This window comes from Streptomyces litmocidini (assembly GCF_014649755.1).
Taxonomy (GTDB): domain Bacteria; phylum Actinomycetota; class Actinomycetes; order Streptomycetales; family Streptomycetaceae; genus Streptomyces; species Streptomyces litmocidini.
On the sequence record NZ_BMTQ01000021.1, the window covers coordinates 23,267 to 39,134 of the forward strand.

At 74.1% G+C, this 15,868-nt stretch carries 15 protein-coding genes and 1 pseudogene; 8 read left to right on the top strand and 8 right to left on the bottom strand.

Annotation, left to right across the window (positions count from 1 at the left end):
* Positions 1 to 71: 71 nt before the first annotated feature.
* The 3 genes from IE180_RS31760 (at position 72) to IE180_RS31770 (ending at position 2,845) form a co-directional block, all read left to right on the top strand.
* On the top strand, positions 72 to 1,421 hold the full coding sequence (locus IE180_RS31760; protein ID WP_190160411.1) for a hypothetical protein: 1,350 nt from the start codon (positions 72 to 74) through the stop codon (positions 1,419 to 1,421).
* Between the two features lie 76 nt (positions 1,422 to 1,497).
* Positions 1,498 to 2,109 (top strand): pyridoxamine 5'-phosphate oxidase family protein, encoded by a 612-nt coding sequence (locus IE180_RS31765; RefSeq protein WP_190160412.1) that lies wholly within the window; start codon positions 1,498 to 1,500, stop codon positions 2,107 to 2,109.
* Between the two features lie 46 nt (positions 2,110 to 2,155).
* On the top strand, positions 2,156 to 2,845 hold the full coding sequence (locus tag IE180_RS31770; RefSeq protein WP_190160413.1) for a L,D-transpeptidase family protein: 690 nt from the start codon (positions 2,156 to 2,158) through the stop codon (positions 2,843 to 2,845).
* Between the two features lie 9 nt (positions 2,846 to 2,854).
* Here IE180_RS31770 and IE180_RS31775 read toward each other — a convergent pair whose 3' ends face one another.
* From IE180_RS31775 to argC, 5 genes are read right to left on the bottom strand one after another with little or no spacing between them, the layout of a single operon-like run.
* Positions 2,855 to 3,385, bottom strand: coding sequence for an arginine repressor (locus IE180_RS31775; RefSeq protein WP_030214728.1), 531 nt, complete (start codon positions 3,383 to 3,385; stop codon positions 2,855 to 2,857).
* Positions 3,386 to 3,392: 7 nt separating this feature from the next.
* Positions 3,393 to 4,592: an acetylornithine transaminase gene (locus tag IE180_RS31780; protein WP_190160414.1), complete on the bottom strand. Its 1,200-nt coding sequence runs from the start codon at positions 4,590 to 4,592 to the stop codon at positions 3,393 to 3,395.
* Positions 4,589 to 5,494 carry an acetylglutamate kinase gene (argB, locus tag IE180_RS31785; protein ID WP_190160415.1) on the bottom strand — a complete coding sequence of 302 codons (906 nt, stop codon included), beginning with the start codon at positions 5,492 to 5,494 and terminating at the stop codon, positions 4,589 to 4,591. Before argB ends, IE180_RS31780 begins: the two co-directional genes overlap by 4 nt.
* Positions 5,491 to 6,669, bottom strand: a complete 1,179-nt coding sequence (argJ, locus tag IE180_RS31790; RefSeq protein WP_190160416.1) for a bifunctional glutamate N-acetyltransferase/amino-acid acetyltransferase ArgJ — start codon at positions 6,667 to 6,669, stop codon at positions 5,491 to 5,493. Before argJ ends, argB begins: the two co-directional genes overlap by 4 nt.
* Complete coding sequence (argC, locus tag IE180_RS31795; protein ID WP_190160417.1) at positions 6,666 to 7,694, bottom strand: N-acetyl-gamma-glutamyl-phosphate reductase; 1,029 nt, start codon at positions 7,692 to 7,694, stop codon at positions 6,666 to 6,668. Before argC ends, argJ begins: the two co-directional genes overlap by 4 nt.
* 751 nt (positions 7,695 to 8,445) lie before the next feature.
* On the opposite strand from argC, the gene argG reads away from it, so the two are divergent.
* The 5 genes and pseudogenes from argG to IE180_RS31815 all read left to right on the top strand — a co-directional run bounded on the left by argG (position 8,446) and on the right by IE180_RS31815 (position 13,256).
* The gene (gene argG, locus IE180_RS31800; protein ID WP_190160418.1) at positions 8,446 to 9,900 is read left to right on the top strand and encodes an argininosuccinate synthase; all 1,455 of its coding nucleotides are present in this window, start codon (positions 8,446 to 8,448) and stop codon (positions 9,898 to 9,900) included.
* 156 nt (positions 9,901 to 10,056) lie between these two features.
* On the top strand, positions 10,057 to 10,665 hold the full coding sequence (locus tag IE180_RS31805) for a sigma factor-like helix-turn-helix DNA-binding protein (protein ID WP_229861105.1): 609 nt from the start codon (positions 10,057 to 10,059) through the stop codon (positions 10,663 to 10,665).
* Positions 10,666 to 10,702: 37 nt separating this feature from the next.
* Positions 10,703 to 10,954 (top strand): hypothetical protein, encoded by a 252-nt coding sequence (locus IE180_RS36870; RefSeq protein ID WP_229861107.1) that lies wholly within the window; start codon positions 10,703 to 10,705, stop codon positions 10,952 to 10,954.
* Between the two features lie 141 nt (positions 10,955 to 11,095).
* Positions 11,096 to 12,694 (top strand): ABC-F family ATP-binding cassette domain-containing protein, encoded by a 1,599-nt coding sequence (locus IE180_RS31810; RefSeq protein ID WP_190160419.1) that lies wholly within the window; start codon positions 11,096 to 11,098, stop codon positions 12,692 to 12,694.
* Positions 12,695 to 12,857: 163 nt separating this feature from the next.
* Positions 12,858 to 13,256, top strand: a pseudogene (locus tag IE180_RS31815) (VOC family protein).
* A gap of 1 nt (position 13,257) precedes the next feature.
* Here IE180_RS31815 and IE180_RS31820 read toward each other — a convergent pair.
* The 3 genes from IE180_RS31820 to IE180_RS31830 form a co-directional block, all read right to left on the bottom strand.
* Positions 13,258 to 14,421 carry a methyltransferase gene (locus tag IE180_RS31820; RefSeq protein WP_190160420.1) on the bottom strand — a complete coding sequence of 388 codons (1,164 nt, stop codon included), beginning with the start codon at positions 14,419 to 14,421 and terminating at the stop codon, positions 13,258 to 13,260.
* 331 nt (positions 14,422 to 14,752) lie between these two features.
* Positions 14,753 to 15,328 (bottom strand): histidine phosphatase family protein, encoded by a 576-nt coding sequence (locus IE180_RS31825; RefSeq protein ID WP_190160421.1) that lies wholly within the window; start codon positions 15,326 to 15,328, stop codon positions 14,753 to 14,755.
* 69 nt (positions 15,329 to 15,397) lie between these two features.
* Positions 15,398 to 15,850, bottom strand: a complete 453-nt coding sequence (locus IE180_RS31830) for a GNAT family N-acetyltransferase (protein WP_190160422.1) — start codon at positions 15,848 to 15,850, stop codon at positions 15,398 to 15,400.
* Positions 15,851 to 15,868 lie beyond the last annotated feature (18 nt).

A 15,868-nucleotide genomic window follows, 5' to 3' on the forward strand; every position in this document is an offset into this window, starting at 1 on the left:
TTTGTCAATCGCGCTGTCCGGGCGGCGAAATCCGGAGGCACCTCCGCACACCCTCCCCCTACGCTCCGCCCATGCGGGACACCCACACCGAAGCAGCCACCCGACTGGCCCGGGGCACGCCGCTCACCTCGGCGATCGACACGTCGGACCCCTCCGCCTGGACCGGTCTCGACCTCGCGGCGCGGCAGCTCGCCCGCACCCGCCCGTCCGCGGTGCCGGACCACGCGTGGGCGACCGGCCGCCGCTTCCGGTGGCCGTGGGACGCGCCGCTGCCCACCCTGAACCTCTCGCGCCGCTCGCGCCGCGAACCCGACGAGTCCGGACTCGCCCTCGCGCTCTGCCACCCCGACGGCCGGATACGCGAGGCGGCCCTGCGACGCGCGGCCCTCCTTCCCGCGCCGGCCCTGCGGCCGCTGCTGCCCCTCGTGGCGATCCGCGGCGCGGACTGGGCGGAGGCGGTGCGGCACGCGGCCCGCGGCCTGCTGCGGTCCGCGCTCCCCGCCTCCGGACCCGAAACGGTCGCCGTCCTGGCGCCCGTCGTCCTGCGCGTGGCCGCGCGCCGGCACGGGGAGGCCGCCCGGACCCTCCTCGAAGCCACGCTCCGGGAGGGCCCGGCACCCGTCCTCGACACCGCCCTCGTCCACGACGACCGGGCGACCCGGCGTCTCGCGCACCGGATCGCCGTCGAGCGGCGGCACTTCTCCCCCGAGCAGTTCGCGACGGCCGCCGCCACCGACCCGGACGTGGCGATCCAGGACATCTGCGCGGACGGCGCGGTCGCCGGGGTGGACCCGGACACCGCGGAGGAGGTGCTCGCGCCGCTGCTGCGCTCCCCGCGCTCCCGGGTCCGCGCCGCGGGCGTCACGGCGTTGCGCCGGGCCGGGCGCCCCGAGCGGGCCGAGGCGTTCCTCGCGGACCGGTCGGGACTCGTGCGGGCGTGCGCGCGGTACGTGCTGCGGCAGTACGGCATCGAGGCCGCCCCGCTCTACCGGGCCCTGTGCGCGGGCGGGCCGGTGCCCCCGGCCGCGCCCCTCGGGCTCGCCGAGTGCGGCGCGCGGGACGACGCCGCCCTGCTGTGGGGTCTCACGGACCACCCGCACCCCGGCGTGCGCGCCCACGCCGTGGCCGGGCTGCGCAGCTTGGACGCGACGGACTGGGCGCGCCTGGTGCCGCTGCTCGACGACCCCGCGCCCGGGGTCGTACGGGAGACGGTGACCGCCCTCGTGCCGTGGACCGACCGGCTGCCGGGGGCGGAGGTGACGGCCCGGCTCGGGACGGAACACCCCCGGCACGTGCGCGTGGGCGCGTTCCGGCTGCTCGTGGCGCACGGCGGGCCGGAGTTGCGGGAGGTCGCCCGGACGCTGATCGACGACGCCGAGCCGAAGCTGCGCGCCGGCTCCCGGGCCCTGCTCCGGAATTGACGGCTGCTGGGTCCGGCGGCTTTTCGGGGGACGAGGCGCTCCTGCGCCCGGAGCCCGCGAGCGAGAGGATCGGGCCATGGGAAAAACGTATGAACATATCGACGGGCGGCTTCGGGCCTTCATCGAGGAACAGCCGGTGTTCTTCACCGCCACCGCTCCCCTCGCCGGCGACGGTCACGTCAACCTCTCCCCCAAGGGACGCAGGGGCACGCTCGTCGTGCTCGACGAACTCACCCTCGCCTACGTCGACTTCGGCGGCAGCGGGGCCGAGACGATCGCACACCTGCGGGAACCGGGGAACGGCCGGATCACGCTGATGTGGACCGCGTTCTCCGGGCCGCCGACCGTCGTGCGGGTGCACGGGACCGGGGAGGCCGTGCTCCGGGACGACCCGCGCTGGGGCGAGCTGTTCGCGCGGTTCCCCGCCGAGGCCGTCGAGGGGCAGGGCAGCGCGCGGGCGATCATCCTCGTGCGCGCGCGACGGGTCAGCGACGCGTGCGGATTCGCCGTCCCGGTGATGGAGTACCGGGAGGACCGGTCGCTGCACGCCGAGTACTTCAACCGGAAGACGGACGAGGAGTTCGGCGCGTACTGCGAACGGAAGGACCACATCGGCAGCAGCCTCGACGGGCTGCCGGGACTGCCGCTCCCGCTGCCACCGATGCCGGTGCCGGTGCCCGCCGAATAGCCCCGCACGACGGGCGGGGACCCGTGCGCGGCCCTAGCGTCGCGGCATGCGCACCCTTCTCGCCCTCGGCGCCGTCCTGTTGTCCTCCCTGGCCGCCCCGCCCCCGCCCGTACCGCTGCCCGGACGGATGGCCGACACCGGCGGGGGCTCCCAGCTGATCACCGCCGAGGCCCCGGACACGGGCGCCACGACGGGGACGCTGACCTGGTGGGACCGGCGCGGTGGACGGTGGGTGGCGGCGGGGTCCGCGCCCGCCCGGTTCGGGGCGAGGGGGCTCGTCGAGGGCGCCTCGCGCCGGCAGGGCACGAACACCACGCCCACCGGGCTCCACCGGCTGCCGTACGCCTTCGGGGTGCGGGCGAGGCCTGCCGGAACCCGCTTCCCCTACGCCCGGGTCACCGGGCGGTCCTGGTGGTGCCAGGACAACGCCTCCCGCGCGTACAACCGCTGGGTCGAGGGGCTGCCCCGCGACTGCCGGGCCACCGAGGCCGAGCATCTCGTCGCGTACGACACGCAGTACGCGTACGCGCTCGTCATCGGCTTCAACTACGACCGTCCGGTGCGCGGGCGCGGGGCCGGGATCTTCCTGCACGTCAACGGGCGCGGGGCGACGGCCGGTTGCGTCTCCGTGCCGGCCGGCGCGATGCGCGCGGTCCTCGCCTGGGCGGATCCCGCGCGCCGGCCGCACATCGCCGTCGGAACGCGGGGCGGTCCGACGGCGATCACGCGCTACTGAGGCGGAGGACTACTTCTGGGCCAGCTTCAGGAGGTGGTCCGCGAGGGCCTGGCCGCCCACCGGGTCACGGCTGATCAGCAGCAGGGTGTCGTCACCCGCGATCGTGCCGAGGATGGCGTGGAGTTCGGCCTGGTCGATGGCCGACGCGAGGAACTGGGCGGCGCCCGGCGGGGTCCGCAGCACCACCAGGTTGGCGGAGGCCTCGGCGGAGATCAGCAGTTCGCCGGAGAGGCGGCGCATGCGCTCCTCCTTGGCGGACTCGCCGAGCGGCGCCTGCGGGGTGCGGAAGCCGCCCTCGCTGGGCACCGCGTAGATCAGCTCGCCGCCCGTGTTGCGGATCTTCACCGCGCCGAGCTCGTCGAGGTCACGGCTGAGCGTCGCCTGGGTGACGCTCAGTCCGTCGTCCGCGAGGAGCTTGGCGAGCTGGCTCTGCGAGCGCACCGGCTGCCGGTTGAGGATGTCGACGATCCTGCGGTGGCGTGCGGTGCGGGTCTGCGGAACGGACGGCCCGCCGTGCTCGTTCTCCTGCGCGTCGGTCATCGTCGTCTCATTCTCCGGTTCGTCCTTGCCCGTTCGCCTCGTCCAGGACGCCGGGCAGCGCCTGGAGGAAGGCGTCCGCCTCGGCGTCGGTGAGGACCAGCGGAGGCATGATCCGTACGACGTCGGGGGCGGGCGCGTTGACCAGGAGGCCGGCGTCCTGGGCCGCCTGCTGCACCTGGGGTGCGAGGGGCCCGGTGAGCACGATACCCAGCAGGAGGCCCGCACCACGGACGTGGGAGACCAGCGGATGCCCCAGACCCTCGATTCCCTGGCGCAGCCGCTCCCCCACCGACTTCACGTGGTCGAGGGCCGCGTCGGCGCCGAGGGTGTCCAGGACGGCGAGTCCGGCGGCGCAGGCGACCGGGTTGCCGCCGAAGGTGGTGCCGTGGTGGCCGGGCGCGAAGAGCTCCGCGGCCTCGCCGAAGGCGACCGTCGCGCCGAGGGGCAGGCCGCCGCCGAGGCCCTTGGCGAGGGTCACGACGTCGGGCTCCACGCCCTCGTGGGCCTGGTGCTCGAACCAGTGGCCGCACCGGCCGATGCCGGTCTGGACCTCGTCGAGGACGAGCAGGGTGCCGGTGGCGCGGGTGATCTCCCGAGCCGCCCGGAGGTAGCCGGCGGGCGGGACGACGACGCCGTTCTCGCCCTGGACGGGCTCGATGATGACGAAGGCCGTGTCCTCGGTGACCGCGGCCCGCAGCGCCTCCACGTCCCCGTACGGGACGTGGGTGACGTCGCCGGGGAGCGGCAGGAACGGGGTCTGCTTGCCGGGCTGGCCGGTGAGCGCGAGGGAGCCCATGGTCCGGCCGTGGAAGCCGCCGTCGGTGGCGACCATGTGGGAGCGGCCGGTGAGCCGCCCGATCTTGAACGCGGCCTCGTTGGCCTCGGCGCCCGAGTTGCAGAAGAAGACCTTGCCGGGCCGGCCGAAGAGGCTCAGGAGCCGCTCGGCGAGGGCGACGGGCGGTTCGGCGACGAAGAGGTTGGAGACGTGGCCGAGGGAGGCGATCTGCCGCGACACGGCCTCGACGACCGCAGGATGGGCGTGGCCGAGGGCGTTGACGGCGATGCCGCCGACGAAGTCCAGGTACTCCTTGCCGTCGGCGTCCCAGACCTTGGCGCCCTCGCCTCGGACGAGCGGCAGCCGGGGGGTGCCGTAGTTGTTCATGAGCGAGCCCTGCCACCGCTGGGTCAGCTCAGTGTTGCCGGTCATCGGTCCCCCTGTCCGTCCGGCACGACCATCGTGCCGATGCCCTCGTCGGTGAAGATCTCCAGCAGGATCGAGTGCTGGACCCGGCCGTCGATGACGCGGGCCGTGGTGACCCCGTTCCGTACGGCGTGCAGGCAGCCCTCCATCTTGGGGACCATGCCGCTGGAGAGGTCGGGCAGGAGCTTCTCCAGCTGGGTCGCGGTCAGCCTGCTGATGACCTCGTCGCTGTTCGGCCAGTCCTCGTAGAGGCCCTCGACGTCGGTCAGGACCATCAGGGTCTCGGCACCCAGCGCCGCAGCGAGTGCCGCAGCCGCCGTATCAGCATTGACGTTGTAGACATGTCCGTCGTCCTGGGAGCGGGCGATGGAGGAGATGACCGGGATCCGGCCGTCCTCCAGGAGCGCTTCGATGGCTCCGGTCTCGATGGCGGTGATCTCCCCGACGCGGCCGATGTCGACGCGCTCGCCCTCGATGACCGGCTCGTGCTTGGTGGCGGTGATGGTGTGGGCGTCCTCGCCGGTCATGCCGACGGCGAAGGGGCCGTGCTGGTTGAGCAGCCCGACGAGCTCGCGCTGGACCTGGCCGGCGAGGACCATCCGTACGACGTCCATGGCCTCGGGCGTGGTGACCCGGAGGCCGGCCTTGAACTCGCTGACCAGGCCCGCCTGGTCGAGGGCGCGGTTGATCTGGGGGCCGCCGCCGTGCACGACGACCGGCTTGAGGCCGGCGTGCCGCAGGAAGACGACGTCCTGGGCGAAGGCGGCCTTGAGGTCGTCGTCGATCATGGCGTTGCCGCCGAACTTGATGACGACGGTCTTGCCGTGGTGGCGGGTGAGCCAGGGCAGGGCCTCGATCAAGATCTGGGCCTTCGGGAGGGCGGTGTGTTTCCGCGCGGTGTTGGTCATGACGAGTACGCGCTGTTCTCGTGGACGTAGTCGGCGGTGAGGTCGTTCGCCCAGATGACGGCGGACTCCGTGCCGGCGGCGAGGTCGGCGGTGATGGTGACCTCCCGGTAGCGCATGTCGACCAGGTCGCGGTCCTCGCCGACGGAGCCGTTCCTGCAGACCCAGACGCCGTTGATGGCGACGTTCAGCTCGTCGGGCTCGAAGGCGGCGGAGGTGGTGCCGATGGCGGAGAGCACCCGGCCCCAGTTGGGGTCCTCGCCGTGGATGGCGCACTTGAGGAGGTTGTTGCGGGCGATGGAGCGGCCCACCTCGACGGCGTCGTCCTCGGTCGCGGCGTTGATCACCTCGATGCGGATGTCCTTGCTGGCGCCCTCGGCGTCGCCGATGAGCTGGCGGGCGAGGTCGTCGCAGACGGTCCGCACGGCCTCGGCGAACTCGTCCTGCGCGGGGGTGATTCCGGCGGCGCCGGAGGCGAGGAGGAGGACGGTGTCGTTGGTGGACATGCAGCCGTCGGAGTCGACCCGGTCGAAGGTGAGCCGGGTGGCGGTCCGCAGGGCGGAGTCGAGGCCCTCGGCGTCGACGTCGGCGTCGGTGGTGAGGACGACGAGCATGGTGGCGAGGCCCGGGGCGAGCATGCCCGCGCCCTTGGCCATGCCGCCGACCGTCCAGCCGCCGTCCGCCCCGTTCTTCGTCACCACGGAGGTCTTGTGGACGGTGTCGGTGGTCTTGATGGCGATGGCGGCCTTCTCGCCGCCGTGCTCGGAGAGTTCGGCGGCGGCCGTCTCGACGCCGGGGAGCAGCTTGTCCATGGGGAGCAGGATGCCGATGAGGCCGGTGGAGGCGACGGCGACCTCGCCGGCACCGACCTCCGTGCCCTGCTTGCTCAGGACCTCGGCGACCTTCTCGGCGGTGGCGTGGGTGTCCTGGAAGCCCTGGGGACCGGTGCAGGCGTTGGCGCCGCCGGAGTTGAGGACGACGGCGGTCAGCTCGCCGTCGGCGAGGGCCTGCTGGGACCAGAGGACCGGGGCGGCCTTGACGCGGTTGGAGGTGAAGACTCCCGCGGCGGCGCGGCGGGGCCCGGTGTTGACCACGAGGGCCAGGTCCGGGTTGCCGTTCTGCTTGATTCCGGCGGCGATGCCCGCCGCCGTGAATCCCTTCGCTGCGGTGACGCTCACGGAGCGACTCCAATCGTGGAAAGTCCGGTGTCCTCGGGGAGACCGAGGGCGATGTTCATGCTCTGCACCGCGCCGCCGGCGGTGCCCTTGGTGAGGTTGTCGATGGCGCTGATCGCGATGATCCGGTTCGCGTTCGTGTCGTACGCGACCTGGACCTGAACGGCGTTGGAACCGTGGACGGACGACGTCGCCGGCCACTGTCCCTCGGGGAGCAGGTGGACGAAGGACTCGTCCGCGTAGGCCTTCTCGTACGCGGCCCGCACGGCCTCGGCGGTGACGCCGGGCTTCGCGGCGGCCGTGCAGGTGGCGAGGATGCCGCGGGGCATCGGCGCCAGGGTGGGCGTGAAGGAGACGGTGACCCGCTCCCCCGCCGGCCCGCTGAGGTTCTGGATCATCTCGGGCGTGTGGCGGTGACCGCCTCCGACGCCGTACGGGGACATGCTGCCCATGACCTCGCTGCCGAGCAGGTGCGGCTTGAGGGCCTTGCCGGCGCCGGAGGTGCCGGAGGCGGCGACGATCACGGCCTCGGGCTCGGCGAGACCGGCCGCGTACGCCGGGAAGAGCGCGAGCGAGACGGCGGTCGGGTAGCAGCCGGGGACCGCGACGCGCTTGGTCCCTTCGAGGGCGGCGCGGGCGCCGGGCAGTTCGGGGAGGCCGTAGGGCCAGGTCCCGGCGTGCGGGGAGCCGTAGTACGTCTCCCAGTCGGCCGGGTCCTCGAGGCGGAAGTCGGCACCCATGTCGACGACGAGCACGTCGGGCCCGAGCTGCTCGGCGACGGCGGCGGACTGGCCGTGCGGCAGCGCGAGGAAGACCACGTCGTGTCCGGCGAGCTCCTCGGCGGTGGTGGGCGCGAGGACGCGGTCGGCGAGCGGGAGCAGGTGGGGCTGGAGGGCCCCGAGTCGCTGGCCGGCGTTGGAGTGGCCGGTCAGTGTCCCGATCTCCACGTGGGGGTGGGCGACGAGGAGACGCAGGAGCTCTCCGCCCGCGTATCCGCTCGCACCCGCCACTGCTACTCGTACCGTCATCGAAACCCTCCTCATGGATGGCATGACTATACGTGCAGCCGAACTTTTATGCAACGATCATCGACGGGGCGGCCCCGGCGGCGCGCCCACCGCTCCCGTCCGGCAGCCCGGCGCGGCGGCCCCCGTCCGATGGTCCGGCGCGGCACGGCCTGCCAGGGTGGACCCATGAGCCCCGAGCCCGCGCCACCCGGACCGGCCCGCCACCACGACCGCGGCACCCGGCTCGCCCACTTCACCGCGCGGGTGCTCGTCGTCCGCCCGAGGTGCGGCGGTCGCCCGCTCGTCACGCGCCGGCCCGACCTCCCGGCGCCACGGCACCTGCCCTTCGAGCCCCGCCGCCTCACCTGCGGAGGCTGCGGGGCGGCCGCCGGGTGGACGGCCGAGCAGCGGGGCGGCGCCCTGGTGGGCGTGGCGCCCGGCGGCACGGAGGACCCCTTCTTCCGGCGGCCGCTCCGGCTGCAGACCCGCTGCGCGGGGCGCGTCCTCCGGGCCTACGACGAGGAGCACGTCGACGCGCCCGCCGCCTGCGCGGGCGCGCGGCTGCGCCACCGCCACGCCTCCCCGACGTCGGCGGTGTTCGCGCGACTCCCGGTCCGGATGAAGTGCGCGGCCCGCCGCGACGAGGCCCTGGCGGGGCTGGAGGCCCTCCGGGCCCTCACCGAAGGGAACGCGGGGCCTCCGCGAGGAGGCGCGCGAACCCCCTGTGGACCACCCCTTTGCATGACCATGCGCGATGATGCATACTCTTCCTATGTCCAAGGTCCTCACCTCCCTGCCCGCCGGCGAGCGCGTCGGCATCGCCTTCTCCGGCGGCCTCGACACGTCCGTCGCCGTCGCATGGATGCGCGACAAGGGCGCCATCCCGTGCACCTACACCGCCGACATCGGCCAGTACGACGAGCCCGACATCGCCTCGGTGCCCGGCCGCGCGAAGACCTACGGTGCCGAGATCGCGCGCCTGGTCGACTGCCGCGCCGCGCTGGTCGAGGAAGGCCTTGCGGCGCTCGCCTGCGGCGCGTTCCACATCCGCTCGGGCGGCCGCGCCTACTTCAACACCACCCCGCTCGGCCGCGCCGTCACCGGCACCCTGCTGGTCCGGGCGATGCTCGAGGACGACGTCCAGATCTGGGGCGACGGCTCGACCTTCAAGGGCAACGACATCGAGCGGTTCTACCGCTACGGCCTGCTCGCCAACCCGCACCTGCGGATCTACAAGCCCTGGCTGGACGCGGACTTCGTGACCGAGCTCGGCGGCCGCAAGGAGATGTCGGAGTGGCTGCTCGCCCATGACCTGCCCTACCGGGACAGCACCGAGAAGGCGTACTCCACCGACGCCAACATCTGGGGCGCCACCCACGAGGCCAAGACCCTGGAGCACCTGGACACGGGCGTCGAGACCGTCGACCCGATCATGGGCGTGAAGTTCTGGGACCCCTCGGTCGAGATCGCCACCGAGGACGTCACCATCGGCTTCGAGCAGGGCCGCCCGGTGTCGGTCAACGGCAAGGAGTTCCCCTCCGCCGTCGACCTGGTGATGGAGGCGAACGCCATCGGCGGCCGCCACGGCATGGGCATGTCCGACCAGATCGAGAACCGGATCATCGAGGCCAAGAGCCGCGGCATCTACGAGGCCCCCGGCATGGCCCTGCTGCACGCCGCGTACGAGCGCCTGGTCAACGCGATCCACAACGAGGACACCCTCGCCCAGTACCACAACGAGGGCCGTCGCCTCGGCCGGCTCATGTACGAGGGCCGGTGGCTGGACCCGCAGGCCCTCATGGTCCGCGAGTCCCTCCAGCGCTGGGTCGGCGCGGCCGTCACCGGCGAGGTGACGCTGCGGCTGCGGCGCGGCGAGGACTACTCGATCCTCGACACCACGGGCCCGGCCTTCAGCTACCACCCGGACAAGCTGTCCATGGAGCGCACCGAGGACTCCGCCTTCGGCCCGGTGGACCGGATCGGCCAGCTCACCATGCGCAACCTCGACATCGCCGACTCCCGCGCCAAGCTGGAGCAGTACGCCGGTCTCGGCCTGATCGGCACCGGCAGCCCCGCCATCGGTGCCGACCAGGCGGCCGCGACCGGGCTGATCGGCACCATGCCGCAGATGCCCGAGGGCGGCGCCGAGGCCATCGCCTCCCGCGGCGAGGTCTCCGAGGACGAGGAGATGCTGGACCGGGCCGCGATGGAGTTCGGCACGGACTGACGCACGCCCCCCGGAAGGCCGGTCCGACACCTCGGTGTCGGACCGGCCTTTCCGCTGCCCGGGCGCCGGTCCCGTGAGCTTCCGGCACGGTCGCTGTCACACCCCGGCGGGCCCTCGCGTCAACGCGGTGACGGAACCGACGAGGAGTGAGGCGCTATGCACGACGACACGTTTCTGACCGCCCTGGCCGGGCGGTTCGACGCGCACGAGGAGCAGCTGCGGGCCGTCGCCCTGCGGATCACCGGCTCCCCGGCGGAGACCGAGGCGGCGCTCGCGGCGGCGCGGGCGGATCTCGGGCGGGACGACGGCGCGGCGGTACGCGCGTGGCTGACGGCGGCCGTGGGCCGGGCGTGCGTGCGGGGACTCCAGGAGCGGGGAGCCGAGGGACGGCCGGAGAGGTCCGACGGGGGCGGGCGGGGGCGGTGGGCCGAGACCGCGGGCGCGGGTGCCGGGAGCGGTGGGGACTCGCGTCGCGACGTCGACTCCCTGTGGCTGGCGCTGCTCGTGATGCTGGAGAGGCTCGGGGGTGACGAGCGGCTCGCCTATGTCCTGCACGATGTGTTCGGGCTGCCCCCGTACGAGACCGCCCGGATCATCGGCTGCTCCCCGGACGCGGCGGCGCGACTGGCCCGGCGGGCGCGGGAGCGGCTCCGGGGCGGCGGGGCGTCCCGTACCCGGGGCGAACGGGGGTGGCGGCGCGCCGAGGGCGAACACGGGTGGCGGCGCGCGGTGGTGGACCGGTTCCTGGCGGCCGCGCGCGCGTGACGCCCGCGCGCTGGCGGCCGTCCTCGACCCCGACGTCGTGGCGTACTCCGAGGGCGGCCCGGTGCACGGGGCCGCCGCGGTCGCCGAGACGGCCGCCGCCTTCGCCGGACGCGCGGACGTGTCCCGGCCCGCGTTGGTCGACGGGGCCGTCGGCGCGGTCGGGTTCGCCGCCGGCCGGCCGGTCTCCGCGGTCGGCGCCACCCTCCGGCGGGGCCGCATCGTCACCCTCTCGCTGACCAGCGGGGAGGACCGGGTGCGCGCCCTCGACCTGGCCTTTCCCGACAGCTGAGGCACGGACCGGAAGAAATTCCGGTGCGCTCGAAGGGGCGGTTCCGTTAACCTCGCGGCATGTCGACGCCCCGAATCTCCTAGCCGAGGACCCGCACCCACGCCACCCGTGTGTCCTCGACCCCCTTCGGAGTGTCACCCCATGATCACCGTTCGTGGTGCCGACCTGCGCGTCGGCGCCCGGCTCCTGCTGTCCGGCGTCTCCTTCCACGTCGCCCCCGGCGACCGGATCGGCCTCGTCGGCCGCAACGGCGCCGGCAAGTCCACCCTCCTCGACACCCTGGCCGGGCTGCGCGGCCCGGCCGCCGGCACGGTCACCCGTACCGGCTCCGTCGGCCACCTCGCGCAGGATTCGCGGGCCGCCGACCCCTCGGTGACCGTCACCCACCGGATCCTCTCCGCACGCGGCCTCGACCGGGCGGCCCGGCGGCTCGCGGAGGCCGCCCGCCGGCTCGGCGAGGCGCCCGACGCGCGGGCGCTCGCCGCCTACGACGCCGCCGAGACCGCCTTCGAGGCGGGCGGCGGGTACGCGGCGGAGGCGGAGGCCGCCCGGGTCGCCGCCGGCCTCGGCCTGCCCCGTGCGCTCATGGACCGGCCCGTCGGCCGGCTGTCCGGCGGCCAGAAGCGCCGGGTCGAGCTGGCCAGGATCCTCTTCGCCGGTCACGGCCGGGACGGCACGCTGCTGCTCGACGAGCCGACCAACCACCTGGACGCCGACTCGATCCGCTGGTTGCGCGGTCACCTCGCCGCCCACCGGGGCGGACTCGTCCTCGTCAGCCACGACGTGCGGCTCCTCGCCGACACCGTCAACCGGGTCTTCCACCTCGACCCGCAGCGCGCCTCGCTGGACGTCCACAACACCGGCTGGGAGGCCCACCTCGCCCAGCGGGAGGCCGACGGGCGACGCCGGGTGCGCGAGCGCGCCAACGCCGAGCGGAAGGCGGCCGCCCTGCACGCGCAGGCGGACCGCATGAAGTCCCGGGTGGCGACGGCGACGACCGCCCGCAGCATGGCGCGCCGGGCCGACCGGATGCTCGCCGGACTCGCCCCGGCACGACGGACCGAGCGGGTCGCCCGCATCCGGCTGCCCGAGCCCGCCCCCTGCGGCCGGACGCCGCTGGGCGCCGTGTCGCTCACCAAGGCGTACGGGGAACGGCCGGTGCTCGACGGGGTGGACCTGGCCGTGGACCGGGGCGGCCGTCTGGTCGTCCTCGGGCTCAACGGGGCCGGCAAGACGACCCTGCTGAGGCTCCTCGCCGGGCAGGAGGCTCCCGACGCGGGGCGGGTGGTGCGCGGGCACGGGCTGCGACTCGGCTACTTCGCCCAGGAGCACGAGACGCTGGACCCGGAGCGCACGGTCCGGGAGAACCTGGCGGCGGCGGCTCCCCATCTGACGGACGGTGAGGTACGGGCGGTGCTCGGCGCGTTCCTGTTCCGGGGCGACGACGCCGACAAGCCGGCCGGGGTCCTCTCCGGCGGCGAGAAGACCCGGCTCGCGCTGGCCGCCCTGGTGCACTCCGGCGCGAACGTGCTGCTCCTCGACGAGCCCACCAACCACCTGGACCCGGCGTCGCGCGACGAGGTCCTGGCGGCGGTGGGCACCTATCCGGGTGCGATCGTGATGGTCACGCACGACGAGGGCGCGCTCGACGCCCTGCGCCCGGAGCGGGTCCTGCTGCTCCCGGACGCGGACGAGGACCTGTGGAGCGCGGAGTACCGGGAGCTGGTCGCCCTGGCGTAGGGGGGCGGGGCGGGGGCGCGGTGCGTCCGGCAGCGGTGCGCGTGGAGGCGGGGTGGGGCGGAACCGTAAACCCTGACCCGCGCGTCAGGGTCGGGTCCGTGGCGGGAGAGGGGGATCCCCGAGGGCCGCCGCCGCTCCGGCGCCCTGGCCTGGAGGCACGATCATCGATGCGCAGACACAGGTACGGATCGCCCGCCCGTCGCGGGACCTCGCCGCCGCCGAGCGGTTCTACGTCGACGGGCTCGGCCTCGAGGTGCAGTGACGGAGCGAGGAGCGGGTGCCCGGGAAGCACGATCTGCTCATGGTCGGACCCCCCGGCGGGAGCCGGCACTTCGAGCTGACCTTCGATCCCGAGCACCCGCTGGAACCCACCCCGACCGTCGAGGACCTGTTCGTCGTCCATCTCGGCGCGCCCGTCGAGGAGGAGCAGGTGGAGCGGTTGCTCGCCGCCGGCGGGACGCGGGTGTCCGCGCACAACCCGTACGGGGACGAGCACGGCGTCACCGTCGCCGACCCCGACGGATACCGGCTCGTCCTGTGCTCGCGGAGCTGGACCAGATGAACTAGGCGGTGCGCACCGCGCGCAGGACCACGAACTTCCGGTCGCTGGCGACGAGTTCGCTGTTGCCGAAGATCCGGCGGAGCGTGACGTGGTAGCCGAGGTGCCGGTTGCCGATGACCCACAGTTCGCCGCCGGGCCGCAGCGCGCGCCGCGCGTCCGTGAACATCCGGCGGGCGGTGCGGTCGGTGGTGGCCTGGTGGCTGTGGAAGGGCGGGTTGTTGAGGACGAGGTCCACCGACCCGGCGGGCAGGGCGGTGAGCCCGTCGCCGACGAGGAACTCGGCCTTGCGGCCGGTGCCCACGTGGGTGCGGAAGTTCTCCTCCGCCGAGGCGACGGCCGGGTACGACTCGTCGGTGAAGACCAGTTCCGCCTCGGGTTCGTGGAGGGCGATGGCGAGGCCGACGACGCCGTTGCCGCAGCCGAGGTCGGCGACCCGGGCCCGGCCGAGGCCGCCCGGCAGGTTCGCGAGGAAGAAGCGGGTGCCGATGTCGAGGCGGTCGGCGCAGAAGACCCCGGCGTGGTTGGTGACGGTCAGTCCGGGGAGGCCGGGCGCGGGGGTGTCGGCGGGGAGGTCGTAGCGGTACGGCCAGGGGTTCGGCCCGGGCGCGGCGGCCGGGTCGGGGGTGGTGTGGATCAGCCGGGCCTTCTTCACCGCGAGCGAGGTGCGGGTGGGGCCGAGGATCCGCTCGAAGAGCTTGAGCGTGGAGGTGTGGATGTCCTTGACCATGCCCGTGCCGACGATCACGGTGTCCTCGTGCACGGCGGGTGCGAGCCGGTGCAGCTGGTCCTCCAGGAGCGCGAGGCTCTTGGGGACCCGGACGAGGAGCACGTCGATCCGCTCGGGCGGCGGGTCCTGGGTGGTGAGCAGCCGGACGGCGTCCGGGGCGGCTCCGGCGCGCGCGAGGTTGGCCCGGGTCGCCTGCCCGCCGAGGTACGAGTCGGAGATCTGGACGAGTTCCCGGGGCCCCGCGGCCTGCAGTGCGGTGACGAGGGCTCCCCAGCGGTCGCCGAGGACGGCGACGGTGCCGGAGAGGTCGGTGCCGGTCTCGGCGAGGTGTCCGAGGAGGTATTCGTCGGACGCGTCCCAGGCGCGCAGCGGGTCGCGCGGGTCCTCGGGGAAACGGGTCAGCGTGAAGGCGCCCCATGACGTGCTCAAACGGTTCATCGTGCTCTCAGGCTAGCCGGTCGGGGCCGCCGGTTCTCGCGGTCGGGGCCTGTCGTTCGGATCAGGCCGGATCAGGGGGGCGGGGTCCGGTGCACCGCACTCGCTCCGTCCGCTCCGTCCCGGCTCCCCGATCCGTCCTTCGGATGCCGAGCGCGATCGCGGGGCGGAGGAGGGAGTCGGTGGGGTCTCCCCGTGTTCGAGCGAGGCCGAGAGCGTGGGGAAGGAGCGTTGTCGACCGGCGACAGCACGGCACGGGGGCCTCCCGTGCCCGAAGGGCTGCGGGGAGCGCGTGCCGGGTCCCGCGAGCCCGGCCTGCTCCGAACGGCAGGCCCTAGCAGGGGGCGGTGGCGAGGTGGAGGTGCCAGAGGCCCGGGCGGCCGGTGAGGGTGAGGGTGGAGAGGGGGCGGACGTCCACGTTCCAGTAGGTGGCGGGCGGGGCCTTGAGGGCGTACACGAGGGCGGCCCGTACGACGGAGGGCTCGGCGACGGCGACGATGGAGCCGTCCTCGGCGGGGCGGGTGTCGAGCCAGTTCCCTATGCGGGTGATGAAGGCGAGGAGCGGTTCGCCGCCGTGCGGGGCCGTGCGGGCGTCGGTGAGCCAGGCGTCGACGGCGGCCGGTTCGAGGGCGGCGACCTCGGCGAGGGTCAGGCCGCGCCAGCGGCCCATGTCGCAGTCCCGGAGCGCGGGCTGGGCGAGGGGCGCGTAGCCGAGGGCGGTGCCGGTGGCGCGGCTGCGGGGGGTCGGGGAGCAGTAGCGGAGTTCGGCCGCGCCGAGCGGGATGAGGGCGGGCGCGGCCTGCTGCACCTCGTACCAGCCGGCCTCGTCGAGCGGCCGGTCGTCGTCGAAGCGTTCGGCGAGCAGGGAGGAGCTGCGTGCCGCCGTGACGAGCGTCACCCGAAGACTCATGGCCGCGATGGTGAGGCCGGTGGCTCCGCTGGTCAAGGGGTTGTCTGCGGGGGCCGGAGGGGGGTGGGCTCACTGCTGTCCGAGAGCCATCCACTTGTCCGGATTCTGCAGTGGCGTGAAACCCACCTTCTCGTACACGCCGTGCGCGTCGGCGGTGGCGAGCATGATGCGGCGCAGGCCGTAGGGGGCGAGGTGGTCGCGGACGGCGGTGACGAGCGCGGTGCCGAGGCCGGTGCCGCGGGCCGGGCGGTCGACGTAGACGTCGCAGAGCCAGGCGAAGGTGGCGTAGTCGGTGACGACGCGCGCGTAGGCGCTCATCTCGCCGGTCTCCCGGTGGTAGGCGCCGAGGTTCAGGGAGCCCGCGATGGCGTCGTCCTGCTTCTCCCGAGGTCGGCCGAGCGCCCAGTAGGCGTCGGTGGAGAGCCAGTGGTGGACGCGGGCCGCGTCGATCCGGGTGGGGTCGGCTGAGATCTCGTACGCCCCGTGCATGACGGGGCCGTCGGTGGTGGTGCCGTCGCTCATGGGTGAAGGCTTCCAGGG

What these genes read in the sequence shown, in the direction of transcription:
- IE180_RS31770 (WP_190160413.1), top strand. Translation starts at nt 2,156, where the DNA reads ATGCGCACCCTTCTCGCCCTCGGCGCCGTCCTGTTGTCCTCCCTGGCC.
- IE180_RS31810 (WP_190160419.1), top strand. Translation starts at nt 11,096, where the DNA reads ATGATCACCGTTCGTGGTGCCGACCTGCGCGTCGGCGCCCGGCTCCTG.
- IE180_RS31830 (WP_190160422.1), bottom strand. Translation starts at nt 15,850, where the DNA reads ATGAGCGACGGCACCACCACCGACGGCCCCGTCATGCACGGGGCGTAC.
- IE180_RS31775 (WP_030214728.1), bottom strand. Translation starts at nt 3,385, where the DNA reads ATGACCGACGCGCAGGAGAACGAGCACGGCGGGCCGTCCGTTCCGCAG.
- IE180_RS31820 (WP_190160420.1), bottom strand. Translation starts at nt 14,421, where the DNA reads ATGAACCGTTTGAGCACGTCATGGGGCGCCTTCACGCTGACCCGTTTC.
- IE180_RS31760 (WP_190160411.1), top strand. Translation starts at nt 72, where the DNA reads ATGCGGGACACCCACACCGAAGCAGCCACCCGACTGGCCCGGGGCACG.
- IE180_RS31805 (WP_229861105.1), top strand. Translation starts at nt 10,057, where the DNA reads ATGCACGACGACACGTTTCTGACCGCCCTGGCCGGGCGGTTCGACGCG.
- IE180_RS31780 (WP_190160414.1), bottom strand. Translation starts at nt 4,592, where the DNA reads ATGACCGGCAACACTGAGCTGACCCAGCGGTGGCAGGGCTCGCTCATG.
- IE180_RS31765 (WP_190160412.1), top strand. Translation starts at nt 1,498, where the DNA reads ATGGGAAAAACGTATGAACATATCGACGGGCGGCTTCGGGCCTTCATC.
- argG (WP_190160418.1), top strand. Translation starts at nt 8,446, where the DNA reads ATGTCCAAGGTCCTCACCTCCCTGCCCGCCGGCGAGCGCGTCGGCATC.
- IE180_RS31825 (WP_190160421.1), bottom strand. Translation starts at nt 15,328, where the DNA reads ATGAGTCTTCGGGTGACGCTCGTCACGGCGGCACGCAGCTCCTCCCTG.
- argB (WP_190160415.1), bottom strand. Translation starts at nt 5,494, where the DNA reads ATGACCAACACCGCGCGGAAACACACCGCCCTCCCGAAGGCCCAGATC.
- argC (WP_190160417.1), bottom strand. Translation starts at nt 7,694, where the DNA reads ATGACGGTACGAGTAGCAGTGGCGGGTGCGAGCGGATACGCGGGCGGA.